The sequence below is a fragment of the Croceifilum oryzae genome, from assembly GCF_030814315.1.
Lineage (GTDB): Bacteria > Bacillota > Bacilli > Thermoactinomycetales > Thermoactinomycetaceae > Baia > Baia oryzae.
Genome location: NZ_JAUSUV010000007.1, coordinates 1 through 20,897, shown reverse-complemented (window position 1 = coordinate 20,897; position 20,897 = coordinate 1). Strand labels below are relative to the sequence as shown.

General features: G+C 40.2%; 24 protein-coding genes, 9 tRNA genes and 1 rRNA gene. 7 read left to right on the top strand and 27 right to left on the bottom strand.

The genetic code is table 11. From position 1 onward, the window contains the following. Nucleotides 1-20: 20 nt before the first annotated feature. Nucleotides 21-1,193 (top strand): SagB/ThcOx family dehydrogenase, encoded by a 1,173-nt coding sequence (locus J2Z48_RS08710; RefSeq protein WP_307252731.1) that lies wholly within the window; start codon nt 21-23, stop codon nt 1,191-1,193. A 12-nt stretch (nt 1,194-1,205) separates the two neighbouring features. Further along, complete coding sequence (locus tag J2Z48_RS08705; RefSeq protein WP_307252730.1) at nt 1,206-2,477, top strand: MFS transporter; 1,272 nt, start codon at nt 1,206-1,208, stop codon at nt 2,475-2,477. A 493-nt stretch (nt 2,478-2,970) separates the two neighbouring features. Here J2Z48_RS08705 and J2Z48_RS08700 read toward each other — a convergent pair whose 3' ends face one another. From J2Z48_RS08700 to J2Z48_RS08675, 6 genes are all read right to left on the bottom strand, one after another. Further along, nucleotides 2,971-3,183: a DUF6612 family protein gene (locus J2Z48_RS08700; protein WP_307252729.1), complete on the bottom strand. Its 213-nt coding sequence runs from the start codon at nt 3,181-3,183 to the stop codon at nt 2,971-2,973. A gap of 23 nt (nt 3,184-3,206) precedes the next feature. After that, nucleotides 3,207-3,710 carry a DUF6612 family protein gene (locus J2Z48_RS08695; protein ID WP_307252728.1) on the bottom strand — a complete coding sequence of 168 codons (504 nt, stop codon included), beginning with the start codon at nt 3,708-3,710 and terminating at the stop codon, nt 3,207-3,209. 242 nt (nt 3,711-3,952) lie between these two features. Beyond that, the gene (locus J2Z48_RS08690; protein WP_307252726.1) at nt 3,953-4,075 is read right to left on the bottom strand and encodes a hypothetical protein; all 123 of its coding nucleotides are present in this window, start codon (nt 4,073-4,075) and stop codon (nt 3,953-3,955) included. A 5-nt stretch (nt 4,076-4,080) separates the two neighbouring features. Beyond that, a complete protein-coding gene (locus J2Z48_RS08685; RefSeq protein WP_307252725.1) occupies nt 4,081-4,215 on the bottom strand; it encodes a hypothetical protein in 135 nt (44 codons plus the stop codon). An 85-nt stretch (nt 4,216-4,300) separates the two neighbouring features. Then, a complete protein-coding gene (locus J2Z48_RS08680) occupies nt 4,301-4,609 on the bottom strand; it encodes a transposase (RefSeq protein ID WP_307252723.1) in 309 nt (102 codons plus the stop codon). Nucleotides 4,610-4,616: 7 nt separating this feature from the next. Further along, entirely contained in the window at nt 4,617-5,198 is a 582-nt protein-coding gene (locus J2Z48_RS08675; RefSeq protein ID WP_307252722.1) for a Uma2 family endonuclease, read from the bottom strand. Between the two features lie 455 nt (nt 5,199-5,653). Between J2Z48_RS08675 and J2Z48_RS08670 the strand changes: the two genes are divergently transcribed. Further along, nucleotides 5,654-5,863, top strand: coding sequence for a hypothetical protein (locus tag J2Z48_RS08670; protein ID WP_307252721.1), 210 nt, complete (start codon nt 5,654-5,656; stop codon nt 5,861-5,863). A gap of 41 nt (nt 5,864-5,904) precedes the next feature. Then, the gene (locus tag J2Z48_RS08665; protein WP_307252719.1) at nt 5,905-6,132 is read left to right on the top strand and encodes a hypothetical protein; all 228 of its coding nucleotides are present in this window, start codon (nt 5,905-5,907) and stop codon (nt 6,130-6,132) included. Between the two features lie 34 nt (nt 6,133-6,166). On the opposite strand, the gene J2Z48_RS08660 is transcribed toward J2Z48_RS08665, so the two are convergent. The 8 genes from J2Z48_RS08660 to J2Z48_RS08625 all read right to left on the bottom strand — a co-directional run bounded on the left by J2Z48_RS08660 (nt 6,167) and on the right by J2Z48_RS08625 (nt 12,197). Further along, nucleotides 6,167-6,592: a hypothetical protein gene (locus tag J2Z48_RS08660; RefSeq protein ID WP_307252717.1), complete on the bottom strand. Its 426-nt coding sequence runs from the start codon at nt 6,590-6,592 to the stop codon at nt 6,167-6,169. A gap of 28 nt (nt 6,593-6,620) precedes the next feature. Beyond that, nucleotides 6,621-6,806: a hypothetical protein gene (locus J2Z48_RS08655; protein WP_307252715.1), complete on the bottom strand. Its 186-nt coding sequence runs from the start codon at nt 6,804-6,806 to the stop codon at nt 6,621-6,623. A gap of 250 nt (nt 6,807-7,056) precedes the next feature. Next, nucleotides 7,057-7,239 carry a hypothetical protein gene (locus J2Z48_RS08650; RefSeq protein WP_307252713.1) on the bottom strand — a complete coding sequence of 61 codons (183 nt, stop codon included), beginning with the start codon at nt 7,237-7,239 and terminating at the stop codon, nt 7,057-7,059. After that, nucleotides 7,205-7,546, bottom strand: coding sequence for a hypothetical protein (locus tag J2Z48_RS08645; protein ID WP_307252711.1), 342 nt, complete (start codon nt 7,544-7,546; stop codon nt 7,205-7,207). Before J2Z48_RS08645 ends, J2Z48_RS08650 begins: the two co-directional genes overlap by 35 nt. Nucleotides 7,547-7,889: 343 nt before the next feature. Continuing rightward, complete coding sequence (locus tag J2Z48_RS08640) at nt 7,890-10,172, bottom strand: phage NrS-1 polymerase family protein (protein WP_307252710.1); 2,283 nt, start codon at nt 10,170-10,172, stop codon at nt 7,890-7,892. A 136-nt stretch (nt 10,173-10,308) separates the two neighbouring features. Further along, nucleotides 10,309-10,797: a Rha family transcriptional regulator gene (locus J2Z48_RS08635; protein WP_307252708.1), complete on the bottom strand. Its 489-nt coding sequence runs from the start codon at nt 10,795-10,797 to the stop codon at nt 10,309-10,311. An 802-nt stretch (nt 10,798-11,599) separates the two neighbouring features. After that, nucleotides 11,600-11,824 carry a helix-turn-helix domain-containing protein gene (locus J2Z48_RS08630; RefSeq protein ID WP_307252705.1) on the bottom strand — a complete coding sequence of 75 codons (225 nt, stop codon included), beginning with the start codon at nt 11,822-11,824 and terminating at the stop codon, nt 11,600-11,602. A gap of 100 nt (nt 11,825-11,924) precedes the next feature. Then, nucleotides 11,925-12,197, bottom strand: coding sequence for an XRE family transcriptional regulator (locus tag J2Z48_RS08625; RefSeq protein WP_307252704.1), 273 nt, complete (start codon nt 12,195-12,197; stop codon nt 11,925-11,927). A gap of 217 nt (nt 12,198-12,414) precedes the next feature. On the opposite strand from J2Z48_RS08625, the gene J2Z48_RS08620 reads away from it, so the two are divergent. Together J2Z48_RS08620 and J2Z48_RS08615 are read left to right on the top strand one after the other, a co-directional pair. Further along, nucleotides 12,415-13,341 carry a LexA family transcriptional regulator gene (locus tag J2Z48_RS08620; RefSeq protein ID WP_307252703.1) on the top strand — a complete coding sequence of 309 codons (927 nt, stop codon included), beginning with the start codon at nt 12,415-12,417 and terminating at the stop codon, nt 13,339-13,341. Nucleotides 13,342-13,503: 162 nt separating this feature from the next. Beyond that, nucleotides 13,504-14,637, top strand: a complete 1,134-nt coding sequence (locus J2Z48_RS08615) for a tyrosine-type recombinase/integrase (RefSeq protein ID WP_307252701.1) — start codon at nt 13,504-13,506, stop codon at nt 14,635-14,637. 98 nt (nt 14,638-14,735) lie between these two features. Here the strand turns inward: J2Z48_RS08615 and J2Z48_RS08610 are convergent, their stop codons facing one another. From J2Z48_RS08610 to J2Z48_RS08585, 6 genes are all read right to left on the bottom strand, one after another. Beyond that, on the bottom strand, nt 14,736-15,284 hold the full coding sequence (locus J2Z48_RS08610; RefSeq protein ID WP_307252699.1) for a hypothetical protein: 549 nt from the start codon (nt 15,282-15,284) through the stop codon (nt 14,736-14,738). Nucleotides 15,285-15,361: 77 nt separating this feature from the next. Then, nucleotides 15,362-15,499, bottom strand: a complete 138-nt coding sequence (locus J2Z48_RS08605) for a hypothetical protein (RefSeq protein WP_307252697.1) — start codon at nt 15,497-15,499, stop codon at nt 15,362-15,364. A gap of 229 nt (nt 15,500-15,728) precedes the next feature. Beyond that, nucleotides 15,729-17,459 carry a SulP family inorganic anion transporter gene (locus J2Z48_RS08600; protein WP_307252695.1) on the bottom strand — a complete coding sequence of 577 codons (1,731 nt, stop codon included), beginning with the start codon at nt 17,457-17,459 and terminating at the stop codon, nt 15,729-15,731. 479 nt (nt 17,460-17,938) lie between these two features. Next, nucleotides 17,939-18,015: transfer RNA gene (locus tag J2Z48_RS08595), tRNA-Arg, on the bottom strand. Nucleotides 18,016-18,057: 42 nt separating this feature from the next. Beyond that, nucleotides 18,058-18,134 (bottom strand) — tRNA-Arg (locus tag J2Z48_RS08590). Between the two features lie 39 nt (nt 18,135-18,173). Continuing rightward, nucleotides 18,174-18,250, bottom strand: a tRNA-Arg gene (locus J2Z48_RS08585). 507 nt (nt 18,251-18,757) lie between these two features. Between J2Z48_RS08585 and J2Z48_RS08580 the strand changes: the two genes are divergently transcribed. Next, complete coding sequence (locus tag J2Z48_RS08580) at nt 18,758-19,288, top strand: hypothetical protein (protein WP_307252693.1); 531 nt, start codon at nt 18,758-18,760, stop codon at nt 19,286-19,288. Between the two features lie 56 nt (nt 19,289-19,344). On the opposite strand, the gene J2Z48_RS08575 is transcribed toward J2Z48_RS08580, so the two are convergent. The 7 genes from J2Z48_RS08575 to rrf form a co-directional block, all read right to left on the bottom strand. Then, a tRNA-Cys gene (locus J2Z48_RS08575) sits at nt 19,345-19,418 on the bottom strand. A gap of 10 nt (nt 19,419-19,428) precedes the next feature. Continuing rightward, nucleotides 19,429-19,502: transfer RNA gene (locus J2Z48_RS08570), tRNA-Trp, on the bottom strand. Between the two features lie 7 nt (nt 19,503-19,509). Beyond that, a tRNA-Thr gene (locus J2Z48_RS08565) sits at nt 19,510-19,582 on the bottom strand. Nucleotides 19,583-19,664: 82 nt separating this feature from the next. After that, nucleotides 19,665-19,737: transfer RNA gene (locus tag J2Z48_RS08560), tRNA-Thr, on the bottom strand. Between the two features lie 10 nt (nt 19,738-19,747). Then, nucleotides 19,748-19,823, bottom strand: a tRNA-Phe gene (locus J2Z48_RS08555). A gap of 3 nt (nt 19,824-19,826) precedes the next feature. Continuing rightward, nucleotides 19,827-19,920, bottom strand: a tRNA-Ser gene (locus tag J2Z48_RS08550). 885 nt (nt 19,921-20,805) lie between these two features. Then, a 5S ribosomal RNA gene (gene rrf / locus J2Z48_RS08545) occupies nt 20,806-20,897 on the bottom strand; the annotation flags it as partial.

Here is a 20,897-nt window from a genome sequence, read left to right as displayed (position 1 = left end):
GAAAGGGGAAAGAGAAATCAATGGAAGAAATTCATGAATACAAACTTGCATCAGACTTGGTTATTACTTACTCCAATAGAAAGCCTCAATTGAGACTACCCTCTCAACGCCGTCGTTTCAAGGTTGACTCAAAAGTCATGTGTGTCGTCTCTGCATTCACAGGAAACCCTGAAGAGACTTTGCCCAGACTAGAGAAGACCATTTCCAAAAATACAATACAAGCTATCGTTAATAGATTGATTGATGTCGGTGTTCTCATTCCTGCGAACGAACAAAAACAATCAAAAGCCTCGGAAATAGTTAGGGAATGGACAGAGTGGGGAGAATCCACTTGGTTTGCCCATCTGGAAAGCCGTGATGCCAAATATAGGTCGGCCGATGAACTGGGGGAGGAATTTATGAAATCTTCCGAACCACCCCCTCCCACATATAAATGCAACTGCGAAAAATCAAATATCACTTTACCTAAACCTAGCACCTTGTCAAACATGACCCTCTCTGATGCTTTAACACTTCGAAGATCCTATCGAAACTTTTTGCCAGAATCAATCAAGCTACATGAACTTTCCGATCTTCTGTATTATACAGGCGGAATCCTCTTCACAAATTCGACTCGTTTCTTTGGACAAGTTGCAAAGAAGGTCGCTCCTTCGCCTGGAGGCCGGCATGCAACGGAATTATATCCAGTCATAAATAATTGTGAAGGTCTGGAAAGAGGTATTTATCATTATTGCCAAAAACACCACGCCCTACATCTTCTTTCTAAGGAGGATGATGTAAAATCATTTTTGAATGAAGCATTGTATGGCCAAGATTACTTTCTGGATGCATCAGTAACAATTTTTTATACAAGTGTTATAGATCGACTTAAATGGAAATACAAAGGCGGACGCATATATCGACTTATGCACTATGAGACCACTCACTATGCTCAAAACTTTTTATTAACGGGAACAGCACATAAATTAGGAGTATTCATGACGGGAGCTTTTAAGGAAAGTTTAGTTGAATCAAAACTTGGTATTGATGGTGTACATGAAGTGCCTATGTATGTAACAGGAGCTGGACAAAAAGATGAAATAGGTCCCTATGCTCGCGCTGGCATTGAGTTAAATGAAAACCTACCGACAGATTTTAAAATTGTCCTGCCAAAAGCCCTTTCTTCTACAGATGAGCAAAAGATACTAGGGTAGGAGGAAATCGTATTGAGTTCCTGGTTTCAGTATTCGACAATAAAGAAAGTAGTTCATTCACAACCTTGGAGTGTACCCCTTCTAGGAGCATTGTTTCTAGATTCGTTCGGCTCAGGATTAACCATGCCATTTTTAGTTCTTTTTTTTCTAAAGACGAGTGGTCTTTCGTTGGAACAAGTAGGTCAAATGCTATCGATCAGTGCATTGGCTGGAATACTTGCCATTCCTGTTTGCGGTATGGTCGTGGATCGATTAGGTACAAAGCCTGCTGCTCTTGCAAGTTTTGTATTACGAGGAATCGGAACTCTTGGATATTTGATATTCCATAATGTTTGGGGAGTGACGATCGCAGCGACCATTATTATCTGGGGACAGCGGGCATGGCCAATTGCGAACCAAGCGCTCATTTCACAACTTGTTCCCAGTGAGAATAGAACGATGTGGTTTGGAGGTTCTCGGAGCTTACGAAATTTAGGAAATTCTTTAGGGATGATCCTAGGTACAGGTGTCATAGCAGTATTCAATACACCATTTACTTATGAGCTGTTAATATTCATAGATGCAATCAGTTTTCTTATTGCAGCAGTGTTGATTGCAAAAATCCCATTACAAAACCAACCAATTGTAAAAAAAGAACCAACTCCCAAAAAAGCTTGGACGATTCGATTTTCATACGACTCAAACTTAATCCGTTTTTTAGTAGCAGTTGCTCCGATTACCTTTATGTACGTTGCTTTAGTTTTCACAGTACCAGCTTTTACAAAGGAAATAAGTCCAGACCTTAGCTGGATTTCTGGTGTGTTATTTACAGTAAATAGTCTTGCCGTTCTGGTCCTTCAGATTCCTTTGCTGTTTTTTACACGTCGCTTAAGCGATTTGCAAAAAATGATTGTCGGTTCGGCTATTTTAGGCTTATCTTATACCATTTTCTTAGGAAGTGCGTTTTTAGGATCTGTACACTTGAATTTTTTTGTTCCACTTCTTTTCGTCGGAATTCTTCTCTTTAGTTGTGGAGAACAACTTTTTTATCCAGCGTCTGCAACGATTGTGGGGGAATTGGGACCCACCGAGAAAAGAGGGCAAAGCATTTCGAGTTATCAGCTCCTTTATGGAATCAGTAACGCAATCGGTCCCTTCATTGTAGGATACTTATTAACAAGAAATATTTCCTTATCTTGGTCGTTTTTTGCGGTACTTGCTTTTGTTGGCGTATTCTTACAATGTATGTTGTTATCCAATAAAAATAGACAGTCGCGTTCTCGTGAAGAGAGAATTTCTCAGTGACGAATCATTGGTTCGCAACGTCTGAAGATTCCGCAACCCTGTCTCCATTATAACCAATCAAATATACAATAGTAAGTTAGAAGCGAATGGAGCGATAATAAAAAGGTGTCGGCCAATTGTGGGGGAACGGTCGTTATTACAGAGTAGCTACGAAAATGAACTGCACCCGTGTTGGAGATGCAGTTCATTTTTTATATCCATGGTATACTAAGAAATGCTCTGTTTTGTCTATCTCCTACGTACGATTTTAGGTTCACTCAGGTCATGTGCGGTGGCCTTTTTTGTTATCTGAAAAAATATCGTAGCTCTTGCCACAAAAAAATGTTACATCGTCGCCAATCCTTACTCTCATTATGTCTAGCAATGGTAGACGAATGATCAAACCATCCACCGTTTCCATTTCGATGATCTCCACCCCTCTTGAGGGGCGTGGCTTATAGAACATTAGGTTTATTTTTTGGACATAGTAGTCTTTCTTTCCTACACAAGATGGTTATATTTTTAATGATTTGGCCTGCTTTTTCACATCTTCCGGCACGGTAATCGGAGATGTCGGAGCACCTTTGAAGTTCATTGTATTATCGTACTCCCACTTCATTCCTTGTTCTTGATCTTCGATCGAAATTGCCATTTTTTCATCTAGTTTTCTTACCTCTAATGTCTTTTCATCAAGAGTGAATACTTGTTTAATATGGTCAATTTTCAATTGATCTCTTTGTATCTTGTCCTTTAATCCTCCATCTTTAAGTCCTTTATCAATTGCATATTTAAAACCTCACGCAATTGATCTGGATTCTTTACCTTGGATGAATCAAATGTAACAACATATGTACCATTTTCTTTCTTGATCGTGTAGGAATCTGGATCATCTTTAAAGGCGGCATATGATTTATCAATGGCTTCTAAGCTGTTCTTTGATTGATTAGGCGCATCTTCAAATTGCAATTCTTTTGGTGGATTGGTTGATTTATGCCATCCCTCTGGTGCATCAGGAAGGCCGCTCATCTTGAAGTAAGTTTCTTTTTTATCAAAAACATATGCTTCCATATCTAACTTCTTCCCCATTATTTCGTAACTCCCATTCACATGGGTAGCCTTCGGATTAGAAGTACTTTCAACTTTAGCATTGAAATTCCCATCTAGATTAACCCCTGGCATCTCTATATGATATTTCCCATTCATGTCCACTATCATATCATCTGTTTTCTTGGCAGAACTCATTTTTTGATTCATAACCTCTTTAACTGTAACTTCTTTGGTTTCCGGCTTCTTTATTGAATCTGCCTGATTGCTTTTGTCTCCACACCCAACTAGTAATGCAGACGTTATCAATTATAAGGTTACGAATTTAATCTTTGGCATTCTTTTTTATCTAATCGCCACCACTCTGACGATAGATTGAATTAGATGAGTTGGCTTCGGTGCGATTGTAATGACCGCCGCCCATGGATTTACGTCGAATCGCAAGCCGAACATTAATATATCCCATCTTTCCTGCGGATACTTCCACTCAGAGGAAGACTAATCGTAAGAATACCACTCTCTCCTTGAATCATCACATCCCGTGCATCGGCTGGAGTAGAAGCAACGAGAGCCAATCTCTTTACCCTTCCTGATCGTACTTAATCGATGACATACTCAGCTTACCAAATCCACCTCCTGCCAATAGAGAGGCGAGGAGTTCTTGTTCTTCCCCCGACAAAATACTAATAGAAAGAGCGAGAGATTGAATTTTCATCCAAATACGTCTAACCTCCCTGTTAAAACCAACAAAAATAGAACGCTCCATCTAGCTACTATACTAGTAGAACGTTCTATCGTCTCTAACAGGTATTGGTTTCATCGCTAATCTCGCCCAAAAATTTCCTTTGATATCTTGCTACTTTCTTCGAGAAAACGTTGCTTACCTCATGTTCCGGAATCCAGATGCCATGTTGCTTTATGGAATCGAGCACCTCTAGCAAAATCGTTTCCTTCTCTCCCTTACTGAGTGGCTTCCTTTTCTTTTCAAGTACAGCCATACAATTCTCTCTCATAGTGTTGATAATCCATTCTCTCTGCTTCATTTTCAGATGAGAGAATGTTTTGTTGGTTTGAAGTAGTTGACCCTGTACCCACGTGTGTTTTTTCATGATCCACCTACTGAGCAAAAATATCACTTACATGGACTTCTAAGTCTTCCAAGATGTTTACCCGAATGATATTTTCTTCTCCTTCTCCTAATCCATAGTATCCATGTAATTTGAATTCACCGTCTCTTAGAACAAAAACATCTACACTATTTCGGTATTGATCCACAATCCAGTATTCTTTTACTCCTGCATCTCGATACAGATTGAAGTTTCTCCACCGGTCTTTTCGATAATCCTTCGAGAGAATTTCAATGATCAACTCAGGTACCCCATTAAATTTCTGGCCATCGATCTTTTCAGGATGACACGTTATAAAGAGGTCTGGAACCACAAGAGTTATAATCTCATCCTCTTCTTTTGCGGGAGATAAATTCACCTCAGACTCTTGGTGAACCGTACATTTCTTTCCCTTTAGATATTGTTTGAAGACAAAGAAGAGGTTCCCAGCAATCTCTTGATGGCGATATGAGGGTCTTGCCTGCAAATATGGCGTTCCGTTCACTAGCTCCCAATGCTCCCCTTCTGCGGAATCCAATTTCTTTAAGTCCGCATAGGTATAGGTTTCCATCTCATTTATTGATTTCCCCATCCTGACACCCCTTTCCGTGCGATGATTCTTATCCCCAGTTTATAAGTAGTGTAACTCATAATCAAGCAATCCACACAAAAGCCCTCCATTCTTAATCGAAGGACAAAGTACAGATAGGGAGTTTCTACTTCTGGTAGGATTCTTCAAAGTTTATTGCTAGTAGTTGCGGGCATTGGGAGAGGTTTAAGAATATCACTTGCTCCTCATAAGTTCCCAATTTATTACATATTGATCGTCATTTTTGTTTAGCATTTTTCGTCCCTCCTAGTGGTTACATCACCGCATTAGCTTAAGACCGTAGGGGAAATAATCTTATTAAGGTTATTAATTAAAAAATAATCTTATCTAACGTAACAAAATGAGTGTTTTGTTACGTTAATGCGTTAATAAGTTGATGTACATATGAAATCACGCTATCATGTGAATGAAATACCCACTATATAGGAGGGATACCATTGTACCAACCGACTGTAATCCTATTGAATCGAGATTTGCCAAGTAACACCGCTAAGGTGATCCATATGGCCCGGGTCGCCCTAGAAAATACTGGATTGGAAGCGACAGCTAAGAAAATGGCTGAAGAAGCCTTTGAATGCGATACTCATCAAGCAGCTTTAGAAGTACTAAACCAGTATATACGCTTTCAACGAATTGATCTGAAATGATCCAGTGCTAGCCACTATAGGCATAAGAGGAGGAATACCAATTGGAAGTTAAAATCCGAGAATGCCGAAGCTACAATCAACTATTCGAAGCTGTACACAAATTAGAACATGAGGTGTATACCTTACGAGACATCACCATCCTCTACTACCAAAAACATGAAATCATGTTAATTTTAAAATCCGGGGTTTCTACTCCAGTAGCTGCATTTAACACCACTGAAATTTGCAACCACGAAAAACTTATTAGAGAAATCCTTCACGCCATCTAAAACTATCACAACACCAGCCCTAGCCATTTATAGACTAGGGCTTTTCTTCTTCTCTCTTCTTGGCCAACTGCTCCAACTTATCTGCCAATAGTTGTTTAGGTGCAATCTCGATAGGTTTCCCATCCTTGCCACTGATCTCGTGTTGCGTCTTCCGTCCCCATCTATTCGGATACTTCCGTTCCAACCTCCATGCCGATGCCTGCCAGTTCTCTTTAGATGCCTGGGAGATGACGGCCACGTCCCTCATTTCCGCCTCAGCCATTGCTTTTTGAACTGCGTCCGAAAAATTCTTATATTTTCCATTTTCCTCACGAGCTCCTTTTTTCAACCAATCATACAGGGTACTCTTGCTTATCCCAGAGTACGCCGCGGCTGTCTCAATGTAATTTCCCATACGAAGAGAATCCACGATCTTCTGTTGTATTTCTGGTGTTAGCTTCTCTGGTCTACCACCTGGCATCTCTCTTCACCTTCCTTATTCTATATATTCATTCGTTTTGCTGTTCCATAAACAGTCTTACTGCATCACTAGCCTCCCGAGATAATAATCGTATGTCAGAAGTTCCTTCTTCTTTCGCTCTGTAAAAATCCCTACCGGGGAACCCTTGGAGTTGTAAATTCTTCCACTTGTTTGCTAGATTGAACTGATCTACAGAAATCTTTTGCATATCCATTTTTCATCACCCTTCAAATAGACAATAAAAAAAGGCGAGCCATTTGGCCCACCCATATACGATATTCCGGATCGTGATCCCATTGTAACAGAATCAAAGAGATCATCACCACTTTTGTCTAAACTGTCCATTCTGTCAGATCTGTCAACTTGACAAAATTTCATTTTTATGATCCCCTTGTTATTTCTAATATATCCCTCGTTGTGATTCCTCATATCTATATCTATCCTATTAGTGTCAAGTAGAATCCCTATTTTTTATTCGGATCATAAATGGCCCACTCCATCCCCTGATAGATGAGTATTTTCCTAGTTAGCTCATCATAAAGCTTGTCCGCTTGCTCACGTTGCTTGGGTGTAAGGTCGGTACGCTCCAGGTACTCCGCTCCCTTGATGAGTCTAGCAAGTGCCTGTTGATACTCTAGCTCTGTCATTAATTGACTCCCCCAATCTCTCTATCTGTGGAGCTTTCCATTCCTTGTGTTGCACATTCTTTCGATACCACTCTATATAGCTATGCGCATCCTCGATCGCGAGGTATATGTCTCTCGTAACTTTCCTAACCTTCTCTTTAACCGGTTGTTGGCTGTCTTGATAGGTAGTGGTCCACACGATCCACCCCTCACCTTCCTTGAAGATAAAGATATGATGATTGCGGCTAAGTTGAATTTGAAGGGCTTCATCATTTGGATAGATGAGCCATCCAATCTTTCGTAGCTCTTTCTCCAGTACCTTGTTCATTTTTCACCGCCTATTTTTCATTTGTCGAACATTCGTAAAAGCTCACAAAGCCTTGATACTGTAAGGTTTACTGCTGTTTTGATATGGGAGGATTTTCGTTTGTCATTTCATTTGTCGTAGATTCATTTTCAGTAAATCCCTTGATATATAAGGGATTTCCCTCGATTTGTCGATTTGTCATTTGTCGATCTATATAGTAAGACTTTCCTTTCTATTTGTGTGGGTATATATATATTTAAAAACAGATATATATACTAGATAGCGACAAATCGACAAATGACCTCAACCTAGATATACCAAGCGTTTCCTTGTCGAAAAGGTCACCGACAAATGATCGACAAACCTACGACAAATGAAATATCCATACTTCCCGATTGCTCTTTCCGGCTTTCTCTTTCTGTATCGTTCCATATCCTTCATCAACTAGCTTTTGCAGGTTAGCTAGAACGGTTTTCTTCTTTTTTCCAAACAAGTTTCCTTTGTTCCGCTGGGCATCCCGTGCGCTCAACTGACCACCACACGCTTCCACATACTCTGCCATCTTTTCTAAGATGGTATCTTGCGGGTTAATATTCTTTGATTTCGCGTACACCTTAATCGCATGACTCTTGTAGTATTCAATAAGCCGAATCGCACGATCCATGCTCTCTTCATCCGCGAGCTCTAATTCAACTTCTCCATTTACATGCCGCATGACGTGGATGATCAAGAGAATACGCAAGAGATGATTTAGCATCTTATTCCAAGCCATACGCGTATCCGGATCATGAGCGTGGGACTCTCGAATGTGAGTAAAATGCCAGACATTTAATTGATATTCGGCTTCTGAATTCACCAAAATGGGGATTGGCTTCTCTCCATATGGAATCATTTCCAGTTTTTGGACAAATTCCTCGTATTCTTCGATTGTTTTTGGATCAGGGCTTGTCCAAACTAAATCACGAATCTTCGGAACTTCTGGGTAGCTAATGAGGAAACGAGATAAAAAGCCGTCCCCGTCATCCTTCACAATTCCTAATTTATTAAACTCACTTGGCTGAATACTTCCTGCCATCGCTGCGAATGGTTCCGTGATGTATTTCGGACGATCTCCCTTCCGGTTCACCTTGATATCATCACCGTTCCATAATTTGAGATAGAAGTCGGCATCGTTCCCCTTCCCACCTCGGTACTGGTTTAGCCCGTTAAAAAGTCCGCGCATTTCATCATGTAGCAAAATGATGCCTCGCTTATTGTTGTAAAGAGTTTCTTTTAGCCCCTCTGTGGTTGTATCTTCTGCATAAATTTCTTGGAGGATGGGTTCTTTTGGCGGTTCGGGGATCTCTTCGCCTTTTTTCCATTGCGATTTTTCCGTTTGGTACTGTTGAAGCTCCATCTCATAGAAGTCCCATTCATTTCGATATTTCTGATACATCTTGCGCTGTATTTTTTTAAGTGGGGCAACCGCATGATTAAATCCGGGGGTCTTGGCTGAGCCAGATGGGGCAAGAAGCAGGGAATAAAGGTTGCTCTTTCCAACAAATCCATTGGATATCTGAACCTCTGCTACATTTCCAATAGCAGTTCCCAAAACAGGAGTAACGTGGTGGGCAACAAGATCGGTAGGAATATTAATACTTCGAGTCACTTCCTCAATAAAGTTTCGAACAGGGGCTGAGAAGATATCAACTGGAAAGGGCAATACCTCAACCTGGCGTGGGCTGGTTATTTCCTCTTCCTCCAAAACAGGGGGATGGGTATGGATGGTTGGATCATAGTGATGGGTCGTACTCTCAATTGCTTTCTGGATGGTGTACATGATGTATGATTCTCCACCGGTACGGATCGGCTTGTCCCATTTATCGCGTACGAGCATGCTATTTTGTAAAATGCGATAGATTTGGTCAGGATCCTGGGTATAGAAGGCTAAGTGATTGCAAACGATCATTTCGGAACTGCTTTCATCCTCACCATGACCGCTGAAAAAAAATCGCTGAAACTCGGTTCCATTCTTATCATTCGAAGCTCTCTTTATAATTTCAGCATCCGTTAAGGAAGGAGTTATTCCATTTGGGACTTCTTTTCCAGGAGACGAATCCGTTAGATACGTATTACAAATATCTGCGATTTCTTGGCTCCTGTTCATAATCTCCGTCGGTGTCCCAGCTACATGATGTCCGGTCATAGTAAAATATCGTCTCTCGTCATATATCTCGATGGCTCCGTTATGTAGCCGCTTTTTATTGCCGTTCCTTATCTTCTTTCCTCGGACAAATATATGCACGCCGGTACCGCTCGGACTGACCTCGGTATAGCTATTACATTTCTGGATAATCTCCACTGCCCAATCCTGAATGGCACTTGTTTCTCGATCCCTACATTGATCGATATCGATTAGAACGTAACCGTTGCTTTTCTGAACAACAAAGCCAATCCCCCGAAAATCACGCGATCTATTTTTCTTAGCTTCTAGTACCGCCCAGTAGTCGTTCCATGTGGACGGATCATTTGGTTTCGCAAATGTGTTGTCCACTTGCATCGGTGCTTTGGAGTCATTATAGAGCACCCATTGATCCAACTCTTTTAATTCATTTGGGATATGGATATAAGGGGTGTTAATTTCATATAGTTGTAACTCCGTCTCCATCGGTTATCTCCTTTGATGATTTATGTACGGAAGAGAAAAGGCGACCGAAGCCGCCCTGCAACATAAAATGTACATTTTCTTTTCCTCTAGTTACTCTGGTTCTGACGATCTCATCATCTCTGGCTTTCATTCCTATTCAATGTAGAGATTCACACGCTTTTCGTCGCTCTCCTGGCCTAAGGACTTTGTTGTGAAACTCCTCTTTTGGAGCCTGCTCGTTCACTTTCTCTTCCAGTAACAAGCGTTCTTCTTCAAGGTTGGCCGCCAGAAGTAAGGCTTCTTGCAGGGTATTAGGAACACGGAAGCCACCACTTTTGATGTACTGTTCCATACGGTTAAACTCTTGAATATATCTCTCTTTCATTTTGGCTACCTTCGATCCACGATAGCCCATTACAAGGAACATGAGTCCGTCTTTTGTTAGATGATATAAAGTACGACGGTTGTTGATATGATAAGTGTCTTCGCGTTCCTCAAAATTGAGGAGCGAGAATTCTTTGCTACAATCAAGTGCCTGAATATCACGCACAACATTGTCATGACGCTTTCCAAATACCTCCGCTACGGTTAATGAATCCGTTACCATTTGGTTATCTTCGACAAATACTATCTGGTTATTATACATATACAATCTTCCTCCTATAATGGGGATGTATTTAATTCTTCACGTTCTGTGGTTCATCTCTCATATACACTCCAGTAACCCATCTCAGATCTGTGCGGGAGATCTCCTCAATTTTGAGGAGATTAAAATCCGCCACTTTGAGCCTCGGTAGCCTATTACGAGAAACATAAGTCCGTTTTTGCTAAAATATACTTTCTCTGAACTCGCCTTTTTGCCTAGATAGTTAACCGGCTCAAAGTTGAGCGCGTTAAAGCTCTGAATACAGCCCACTTCTCGTATATCACGGAGGTATTTTGATTCTCCTTACTTTCATATAATCTGACTCCTCAATATTGTGGAGTGAGAATTTTTCGCTACATTCAAGCTCTTGAATATCACGCACATCTTGGATATTTGTAGAAGTGAATCGATAAATCGTCCTATTATTGACTAGATCCAGAATCCAAAATTGGATTCTGTGAAGTAAGAGTTACAATCTAGAAATTCAATATCACAAATGACATGTTTGCTGTTTTCCAGATATCTCCTCATACGAAAAACATGAGTCGTCTTTGGTTAGAAAATACTATGTTAAATTCCTGACTGTCCCACCTCAGTAATAACTCAACTCAAAATTGAGTTCAGTAAAACCACAGCTACAATCCAACTCACAATGCTCCACGTCCACACTTGAACTTCGGAGCTTTCCAATCTCAATGTAAACTTCCTTCCTATACCATAATTGTTTCCTTTACGAAGCCAATCGGACATGGTACGCTGGCATGGACATATTTTTTATTTATGATCTGTGGCCTGCTTTTTTCTAGCAGGTTCTTTTTCGTTTTACCCAGATCACTTCTTCCTCTTGTCTCGCTTCTTTTTTGATCCACTGAAAAAATGCTTCTCTCTCCACTCTCTTCAAACGTCCTATTCGGATAAGTGGAAATCCTTTATACTCCATCACTTCATATGCTCTCCTTTTGGAGATATCCAGTATTTTCGCAATATGATCTACCTTTAAGATCTCTGGATATTGATCTGGTTGCATTCATACATCCTCCTGTTTTCCATCATAATATTTGGTTATCAAGGAACGAATATCATCCAGTACGCTGTGATCCATTGTATGGAATGGAGGCCAATTCACCTTATCTAGTGTGTGTCTCCTTGATAAGATGGATGAGCTCACTCGGTACCACTTCCTGAACCGCAGCAATTCGAAATGGTACTGGATCCATCTCCAAGACTTCGGCTAAAGCAATATTCACTTCGTCTTTCGCTGGTGGACACTTTCCATTTTGAAGTTTACTTAAAATTGCCTTATCCAACCTCGTTCCTTTCTTTTGTAACCGGCGACAAATCTGAGCTAAAGAAAGATCTGCTTCCCGAATAGATTGTCTTAACATCTGATCATATTTCATGTAATCCTCCTATGTGTTTGTGATAATCAATTCATCTTTAGTGATTTTATAGTCACAAAAAATGAATGTAGATAGACTATAACAATTCACAAAAGAGACTGTCAATGACTAAACGATCATTTAATCAAAAAGTGTTGAATTAATTTTCAACATCATGATACTATGTTTATAAAATGATGCTTCTACTAGGAGCATTTTAAATAAGGATGGAAGTGTAATGAGCTATTCAGAGTTAGTCGATGAGTATATAAGAAGGAGTGGCTTATCCTTAAGCGAGATTGCCAATCGAATGAACGAACGGGGAATCAAAATTGATCGATCCTATCTATCCAAGTTGAGGAACAATCCAAAATATCCTGCATCCGATGAGGTGAATCGATTACTAGCGGAAGTAACAGGGGGGGATCCTGACAAACTTGCATTTGCAGGTTATGTAGAAAAAGCTCCTGCGGAAGCAAGAAAGGTTCTGGAACATTTTTTTCAGCATATCGATAACTACGCAAAAATGGTTGCATTCTTTTTTGCCAATCAAGATCAAGAGGATGATGAGTTGTTTCAAGAAATGGATTCAATTTATGGAAAAATTAACACTCTCCCTTTTGAGAAAAAGTTTGATTTTGTTCTTCATTATTTCAACCGCATGGCAGCTGCCCGCAAAGACATCTTCCAAGACTTCGGGAATGTTTGGGGAGTTCCACAAAAAGGCATTGATCACTCAATTGATAGCTATACCAAATTACCCTTGATCCGAACAAAGGTTGTCGATCTGCTACACGATACTGTCGATTATGAGTGGACACCTGCAGAAAAACTAACACATGGTGAATATATCTATATCATCACGAACGACGATAGTATGTCGGGCTCAAATATAGGAAAAGGGTCAAAAATTCTCTGTAAGCTGATCGAAAAGGAAGAAGATGGATCTAAGAGCGATGGATCGATTGAATCGGGGAAGATCTATGCTGTTATTCATCAGGATCACATGCTGATTCGTAGGGTTTTTTTGGACGAACAACAAGCCATTACTTTATCAGCCGATCATCCGAAATACCCCCCTATTTTTATCCGGCCACAAGATGATTCATTTTCGGTGTTAGCCAAAGTCGTTTCTGTAGAGTTTGACCCGAACGGTAATGATTAAATCCATTTGGGTGAGTAAATAGATAAATAAGGAGTGGATCATTTTGTTGAAGGTGTGGCCATTACGTCACACTTTTTTGTGTCCTCTATTCACAGTTGATTAATTAGTCATGATTAGTTTATAATGTGACTAATTAATCATATTTATTTTAGAGGTGATTTCGTGAAAGGATCTTTCAAAAAAGAAAGCAAACGAGAAGGACATACTTGGATGTTTCGAGTTGATATCGGACTCGATGAACGCGGAGTGAGGAGACAAGCTACACGACGAGGTTTCAAAACGAGGAAAGAAGCCGAGGAAGCATGTAATCAAATCATCCATCAAGTATCCAAGGGAACGTATGTAGAACCAACCAAATGTACACTTGGAACCTACCTACTGGATTGGATCGAAAGCACCGCCAAGCAACGAGTACGACTGAAAACATACGACTCCTATAAGTACATTATTGATAACAAACTCATTCCAGAGTTAGGCAATATCCCTTTAGATAAACTCACTCCCATGCACATCCAGAATTTCTATGCGAAAAAGTCAGCAGAAGGACTCTCCGCAGAATACGTAAAACATATGCATGTCATTCTCTCCAGCTCTCTCGATCAAGCGGTATCATGGAAGCTGATCCGCTCCAACCCTGTAAAAATCACCAGTCCTCCAAAAATATCACATAAGGAACAAAAGACTTGGTCCATTGAAGAAGCTAAGATTTTTCTAACACATACGGAACAGCATCCCCTTCATATTGCTTACCTCTTGGCCATTTACACGGGAATGCGGATGGGCGAGATACTTGGACTTCGGTGGGAAGATTGCGACTTAGAAAATAAGATGATTCGCATACGACAAGGATTGTCCTGTACCAGCGAAGGAACCATTTTTGAAGACCCCAAGTCCAAAGCCTCCCGAAGAGCAATCGCTATTACCGAAAACATAGTGGACGCACTCGAAAAGCGACAGCGGGAACAGAAACGAAACAAAAACTGGCTTGGACAAGCTTATAAAGAAAACAACCTAGTCGTTTGTACCAAAAAAGGCACTCCTATAGGCCCTAGTAACCTCCGACGACACTTCTGGAGTACGATAGAAAAGGCTGGAGTACCACGCATCCGCTTTCACGACACTAGGCATACACATGCCACCATTATGCTGACTCTAGGAGAACATCCAAAGGTGGTATCAGAACGACTCGGACACAGTAAGACAAGCATAACGCTGGATGTATACAGCCATGTAATGAAAAGTATTCAGGAAGATGCAGCAAAGAACTTTAGTAATGCCTTTCAGACAGCAACTTAGAAGTAGCAATAACATAAAAAGAGTAACTGTGATCACAATCACAGCTACTCTTTTATTAGAATTCACAGAGGTCTTAAATTCACAGAGGTCTTATTTGTTCAAATCGCACTTTCTAATACTGGTACTCTCTCATGCACGATTTCCTCTACTGCTTTATGTAAATCACTATCGCTCAAATAGCGAATGGAATAACTTTCTTTATTAAAACGAACTTCCGCTACATCAACAATTTGGTAAGTCTCCCATAGCCACTTTATATTTTCCTCTAGATCATCAATACGACTAGCAAAGTTATAACCATGGTAGTGAACTCCTACCTTATTCGCAAAATACCACCTATCAGTTCCGATTGGGTTCGCTGCATACTGTGAAGCCATTTTTACATAGAAGTCCACTGCCTTCGGAGGAAAACCCAATTCTATTCCCAAGAGCCGATGTTGCTCTGAATCATTCGCATTAAGATACTTGCTTAGAAACTGCTCTCTTTGGCTTTCTGACCGAAAAAACATCCAGAAATTCTCACACTCATTCCAAGATGGATATTCTCTCAATGCTGGAATTAACTCTGGTTGAGAAAGGATGTCCAGATTCACATACGTAGACGGTTTTAGTCCATTCAAAAAGGATTCATATGAAGCTATCACCATTACCACTCCCAAAATCAGATGTAAGAATAGTATAGCAAAAAAGCACCTGCATAACACAGGTGCTAGAAAACTTATTTCTACTTAATTGGCTTTCCTTCTTGTCCATCGCATTGGGTGCAGTAAGTAACACCGTCTTCTACATAACAGATCCCTTGGCATTTTGGAGTAAAGCAACATTCACGGACCAGTTGACCTGCAATCAATTTGATACTCATTCCTATCACCTCCTCAATAGTTTATGGAATGATCATATAATTCTTTAAATAATAAGCCCATATGATTTAACAGAATATTATCCACTAAATATAGGCTTCCATTTTATATTTCTTGCACATTAGTAATTCCTCTTGTATCGATTAAGACGCAAAACAACCACGATCACTACCATGTAATCGTGGCTGGAAGGGAGCATATCAGTTATCCATTTTATTAATTTTATAATGGTTACGATGCATTCTCTTTCTTGCGAGAGAAATTTACGCATTCATGAAAAACAAAATGCTTACACCCGATACATTTGTTCATCTCGATTTTCTCTAACGCATAATCAATGGCTTTTCCTGTATGATCAAAGAAATGTTTGCTTCCAATTTCGTGGACCAATCCATTTTTTTGAAAGGTTTCTTTTAAGGAAGGGATCATTCCTGATACTAACAATAAGCCACCTTGCTTTTGTAATGAATGAAGAAAAAGCCGAAAAGATGCTTCCCCTGTTACATCCATAAAAGGAACTTGTCTCAAACGCAAAATGAAGATTTTCGGTTTACAGCAAATCGCTTTCGCAACATTCTGTTCAAACGACTGAGCCGTTCCAAAGAAAATAGGACCTTCAACTGTATAAATGCTAATTTGCGGACAATCATGAGTGGCATTGACAACATGGGGCAACACTTTTTCATGATTGTTATTATGGTCAGGAAGCACTTTACTCATCACAAGCATGGCACTCATACGCTTGGCAAACAGAAGAACGGACAAAAGAAGCCCGATGCCGACCGCTGTAGTCAGGCTTGTGAAAATAGTGAGGAAAAAGGTTGCTAGTAATACAAGGGAATCTCCTGTTTTTGTTTTTAGCACTTGTATAAAATGTTTTCGTTCACTCATATTCCAAGCCACTACCATTAAGATAGGAGTCATACTTGCCAGTGGAATATGTGCTGTGTAAGGAGCCAGTAATAGCAACGTCAAAAGAACAAATAATCCATGAGTCACTCCCGAGATGGGGGACACAGCTCCACTTTTAATATTAGTGGCTGTCCGAGCAATGGCGCCGGTAGCTGGGATTCCACCGATCATAGGCGTGATAATGTTTGCGACCCCTTGACCCAACAACTCACGATTACTATTATGCTTTGTGTGTGTCATTCCATCTGCCACAACAGCAGATAACAGAGACTCGATTCCACCCAAGATGGCAATCACAAAAGCAGGAGCCAACAACATTTGAATTCGCTCTAACGTAATATCAGGCATGTGGAATGATGGAAGAGTATTCGGAATCGAACCAAATACAGTACCGATTGTAGGAACATGGTCTGAAAAAAATAACATTGCTATGGCGGTGGAAACGACTAAACCGATTAATGACCCTGGAACTCGGGGAAATAGCTTTGTTGTAAGCAACATAATCCCCAAACAAATCATAGCAGTAGTGACACTATATGGATTAATCGAGCCAAGATGATCAATGATTTCTGCGATATTTGCAATAAATTGCTCATGCTTTTCCATTCCCGTCAAACCCAAAAAGTCGGCAATTTGCCCTGTGAAGATAATAACCGCAATTCCTGCAGTAAATCCGATGATAACTGGTTGTGGAATGTATTTAATAAATGAACCCAGTTTAAAAATCCCCATCAAACACAGCATGACTCCCGCTAGCAAGCCAGCAAGCAGTAAGTTTTCATATCCATATGTGAGCACAATCCCTAAGAGAATCGGAATAAAAGCCCCCGTCGGGCCTCCAATTTGAAATCTCGAACCACCTAACAGTGAAATCAGCACACCCGCCATAATCGTAGTATAAATTCCATACTCAGGCTTCACTCCCGAAGCAATGGCAAAAGACATAGCCAGCGGGAGGGAAATGATACCTACAATCGTTCCGGCGAGGAGATCCTTTCGAAGATATTTCCATGAATATCCTCTATACCTACTAAAAAATGAGCCTTCCATGATGTGTTAACCCTTCTTTTCCATATAATTGATATGCGTACATTATAGTATTCAACTATTAAGATGTACAATACTCCTTTTATCAGATATCTCTTCCATGAAAGGCTCCTTCATAGTAGCTCTAATTAGCTTCAAACAGACAAACTTCAGACAAAACTTAGCCTCGATTCACACCCACATTAGGGCTAATTATGGCTTCTTTATCCATGTGACGTTCTGACTGACCGTCGAGTGATCACCAAACCGATCACCAAACCGATCACCGATTGATCACGGGTTCGATCACACTCCCGATCACAAAATGATCACGCACTTAATAACATTAGATAGAATTAGATAACACTAAATAGCACATTTATCCAGAAGTAGGTAAATAATATGAATTATCCAGTCTATTCTCACAACATCTACAAGCCTACATACATAGCGAAACCCCGCTTATACCAAGGGTTTCTGGCGTAAGCGGGGTTTCGTTCATTTGGCGTGCCCTGAAGGATTCGAACCCTCGACCTTCTGATCCGTAGTCAGACACTCTATCCAGCTGAGCTAAGGGCACATCTTAATTACATTATTCAATTCCTTACCCTAAGAGAGTAAATGGCGTGCCCTGAAAGATTCGAACTCTCGACCTTCTGATCCGTAGTCAGACACTCTATCCAGCTGAGCTAAGGGCACATCTCATTATATAATTTAATCTCTCTACTCAAAGAGTAATGGCGTGCCCTGAAGGATTCGAACCCTCGACCTTCTGATCCGTAGTCAGACACTCTATCCAGCTGAGCTAAGGGCACATATAACTTGTCAACGAAAATAATCTTACCATATGACAAAACACAATGCAATATCTTTCTGTACTTTTATTCATAAAAAAGGAATCTATTCGATTTGCGCTCATATACTCGTAGATAAGATGTTCTGATTGATTGTACAGAATCGAGCTTGTTGGATGAATTACTCCACCGTGAATCAAATGTACTGAATCCCATTAGAAAACCTATACAGAGGCACAGTCCATTCACATCTACGTAGATAGGAAGGCACGAAAGACACAGTAACAAGTAGATTAAGAACATCTCATGCTACTGACGACACACTACATAGAAAAATTGCTATCCTTGGATTTTTTATCGGTGCTTCCCCTATCTTACATCTAATATCTAATCACCCAACAGGCTTAGTACAAATTATATAGAAGGGACTGAATAACATTGAAAAAATATCTTCTCCTTTTACTCATTTTTAGTATCATTCTTATCACAGCGACCAGCTGTAAAATGAGCCAATCTGCCCAAGAGGTAATGAAAAGGGAATCTTCTATACAGCCGATTGTTTCGAGTATGAATGAAATGATCCAACAAGAAAATCAAAATGATATGTTGCTTCAAAAAATGGCTGCATCGGTAGAGGAGGCAAAACTAAAAACCATATCCAATCAAAAAGTAACAGATCTAGAGCAAAATATGATCCCTAAAGTGAATCAGGCCAAATCTCAAATTACGGAATATAAAAAAGCAGTAGAAAGCGTCAAAGAGAAATTCCAACAGGTCAAACAACAAGCAACTACATTAAAAGATCCTTCTATTCAAAAACCTGCTCAGCAATTCCTTACTGATTTTGAAACAAGTATCCAGACGGAGTTATCCATTGCAACAAAATACGAACAACTCCTTCAAAATCAATCAGAGGCAATCCAAGCCATTATCAAGAGTAATCCTCTTCCTACTGACAACTCTGATCAATTAGTTACAGAAATTGATCAGTTGGTATCATTATTTCAAGAACAGGTAGCAAAACTAAACGCCTCATATCAGAAAGTATTATCCGTATAAACAATAAAAAAGCTTGTTTGCGACTTTTTGAAAGCCACAAGCAAGCTTTTTATATTTGGAGGCGACACCCGGATTTGAACCGGGGGTAAAGGTTTTGCAGACCTCTGCCTTACCACTTGGCTATGTCGCCAAATAAAAAATGGCAGGGGTGGTAGGAATCGAACCCACACTAGAAGTTTTGGAGACTCCTGTTCTACCACTAAACTACACCCCTACGAAAATGCTGGCAATAGGACTTGAACCCACAACCCCCTGATTACAAGTCAGGTGCTCTACCAATTGAGCTATGCCAGCGCATTATTAATGGTGATTGAGCTGAAATTACTTCACCACACAAGTGCATTTCACTTACTGTTTACTACAATCTTATAAAGGATGCTGGCAATAGGACTTGAACCCACAACCCCCTGATTACAAGTCAGGTGCTCTACCAATTGAGCTATGCCAGCACATTTCTTATGGTGGTTCGGGACGGAATCGAACCGCCGACACGAGGATTTTCAGTCCTCTGCTCTACCGACTGAGCTACCGAACCATCTGGCGGAGAGAGAGGGATTCGAACCCTCGAGACAGGTTTTGCCCGCCTACACGATTTCCAATCGTGCTCCTTCGACCAACTCGGACATCTCTCCAAATATCATATTCATCTTAACTGTTTGTTGTGCTCTGATTGAAATCCAGTAACAACTCACAAATAATATAGTACTGCGATTTAAGGATAATGTCAACAAGAAATAGAAATTTTTATATAAAAATGCAGGATCCGAGTTATCCGAGAGTCCTTCTACTATGTCGTCAGTAAGATGAATTAAGGGTTTTCAGCACTTCCAACGTCCTTAATTTACTTTATCGAAATTACAAAAACTGAATTAACATACCAACCATACTATCTCAAGAGAGCTCATCTAAAAACCGGCTTGTTAATAGCATATCATCAATCATAGCCGCTTCTAAGCCAACATCCTAGTTATCTAGAGAACTCCATATCTTTTTCACTGAACGGATCATTAGGAACGTCTTGCTTGCGATTCTGACTGAGTTAATCCTACATTCGATATGTAAAGCACTATAGAAGATAGAAAAACGACTGCAGCAAGCTATTGTTTTCGTTATAAGCTAGTAATCGAATAAAACATCTAATTATATACAAACCTTCATTTTCCCACAGGCCACAAGTCAGCTATATGACACTACAAATCTTGAGCTTAAGTAGAATGTTTCAATCATGAAAATAACTTTTAGAATAACACTATCCTAGTCGCTCAGAACTTCCCTACTTTATTCACTACCATGCAATTTGTTTGTTTTAGAATCCGATAAGATCCAGTCTCTTTACGCGTATAGATCTCTAGCCCCCTCATTAGGAAAAAAATCTACCGAGCAATAGCAACAAACTGTTTTTCGTTACTTTATTCAGCATCATAAAATACGTTTATATGGGGACCTATGTTTATCGTTCTTTACATAATAAAACAAAGCATCCAACTATAAGCTGGATGCTTTGTTTTATTATGTATGCCTGGCGACGTCCTACTCTTCCAGGACCCTGCGGTCCAAGTACCATCGGCGCTGGAGGGCTTAACGGTCGTGTTCGGGATGGGAACGAGTG

What these genes read in the sequence shown, in the direction of transcription:
- J2Z48_RS08710 (WP_307252731.1), top strand. Translation starts at nt 21, where the DNA reads ATGGAAGAAATTCATGAATACAAACTTGCATCAGACTTGGTTATTACT.
- J2Z48_RS08695 (WP_307252728.1), bottom strand. Translation starts at nt 3,710, where the DNA reads ATGAATCAAAAAATGAGTTCTGCCAAGAAAACAGATGATATGATAGTG.
- J2Z48_RS08685 (WP_307252725.1), bottom strand. Translation starts at nt 4,215, where the DNA reads ATGAAAATTCAATCTCTCGCTCTTTCTATTAGTATTTTGTCGGGGGAA.
- J2Z48_RS08680 (WP_307252723.1), bottom strand. Translation starts at nt 4,609, where the DNA reads ATGAAAAAACACACGTGGGTACAGGGTCAACTACTTCAAACCAACAAA.
- J2Z48_RS08675 (WP_307252722.1), bottom strand. Translation starts at nt 5,198, where the DNA reads ATGGGGAAATCAATAAATGAGATGGAAACCTATACCTATGCGGACTTA.
- J2Z48_RS08660 (WP_307252717.1), bottom strand. Translation starts at nt 6,592, where the DNA reads ATGCCAGGTGGTAGACCAGAGAAGCTAACACCAGAAATACAACAGAAG.
- J2Z48_RS08655 (WP_307252715.1), bottom strand. Translation starts at nt 6,806, where the DNA reads ATGGATATGCAAAAGATTTCTGTAGATCAGTTCAATCTAGCAAACAAG.
- J2Z48_RS08650 (WP_307252713.1), bottom strand. Translation starts at nt 7,239, where the DNA reads ATGACAGAGCTAGAGTATCAACAGGCACTTGCTAGACTCATCAAGGGA.
- J2Z48_RS08645 (WP_307252711.1), bottom strand. Translation starts at nt 7,546, where the DNA reads ATGAACAAGGTACTGGAGAAAGAGCTACGAAAGATTGGATGGCTCATC.
- J2Z48_RS08640 (WP_307252710.1), bottom strand. Translation starts at nt 10,172, where the DNA reads ATGGAGACGGAGTTACAACTATATGAAATTAACACCCCTTATATCCAT.
- J2Z48_RS08635 (WP_307252708.1), bottom strand. Translation starts at nt 10,797, where the DNA reads ATGTATAATAACCAGATAGTATTTGTCGAAGATAACCAAATGGTAACG.
- J2Z48_RS08630 (WP_307252705.1), bottom strand. Translation starts at nt 11,824, where the DNA reads ATGCAACCAGATCAATATCCAGAGATCTTAAAGGTAGATCATATTGCG.
- J2Z48_RS08625 (WP_307252704.1), bottom strand. Translation starts at nt 12,197, where the DNA reads ATGAAATATGATCAGATGTTAAGACAATCTATTCGGGAAGCAGATCTT.
- J2Z48_RS08620 (WP_307252703.1), top strand. Translation starts at nt 12,415, where the DNA reads ATGAGCTATTCAGAGTTAGTCGATGAGTATATAAGAAGGAGTGGCTTA.
- J2Z48_RS08610 (WP_307252699.1), bottom strand. Translation starts at nt 15,284, where the DNA reads ATGGTGATAGCTTCATATGAATCCTTTTTGAATGGACTAAAACCGTCT.
- J2Z48_RS08605 (WP_307252697.1), bottom strand. Translation starts at nt 15,499, where the DNA reads ATGAGTATCAAATTGATTGCAGGTCAACTGGTCCGTGAATGTTGCTTT.
- J2Z48_RS08600 (WP_307252695.1), bottom strand. Translation starts at nt 17,459, where the DNA reads ATGGAAGGCTCATTTTTTAGTAGGTATAGAGGATATTCATGGAAATAT.
- J2Z48_RS08580 (WP_307252693.1), top strand. Translation starts at nt 18,758, where the DNA reads ATGAAAAGGGAATCTTCTATACAGCCGATTGTTTCGAGTATGAATGAA.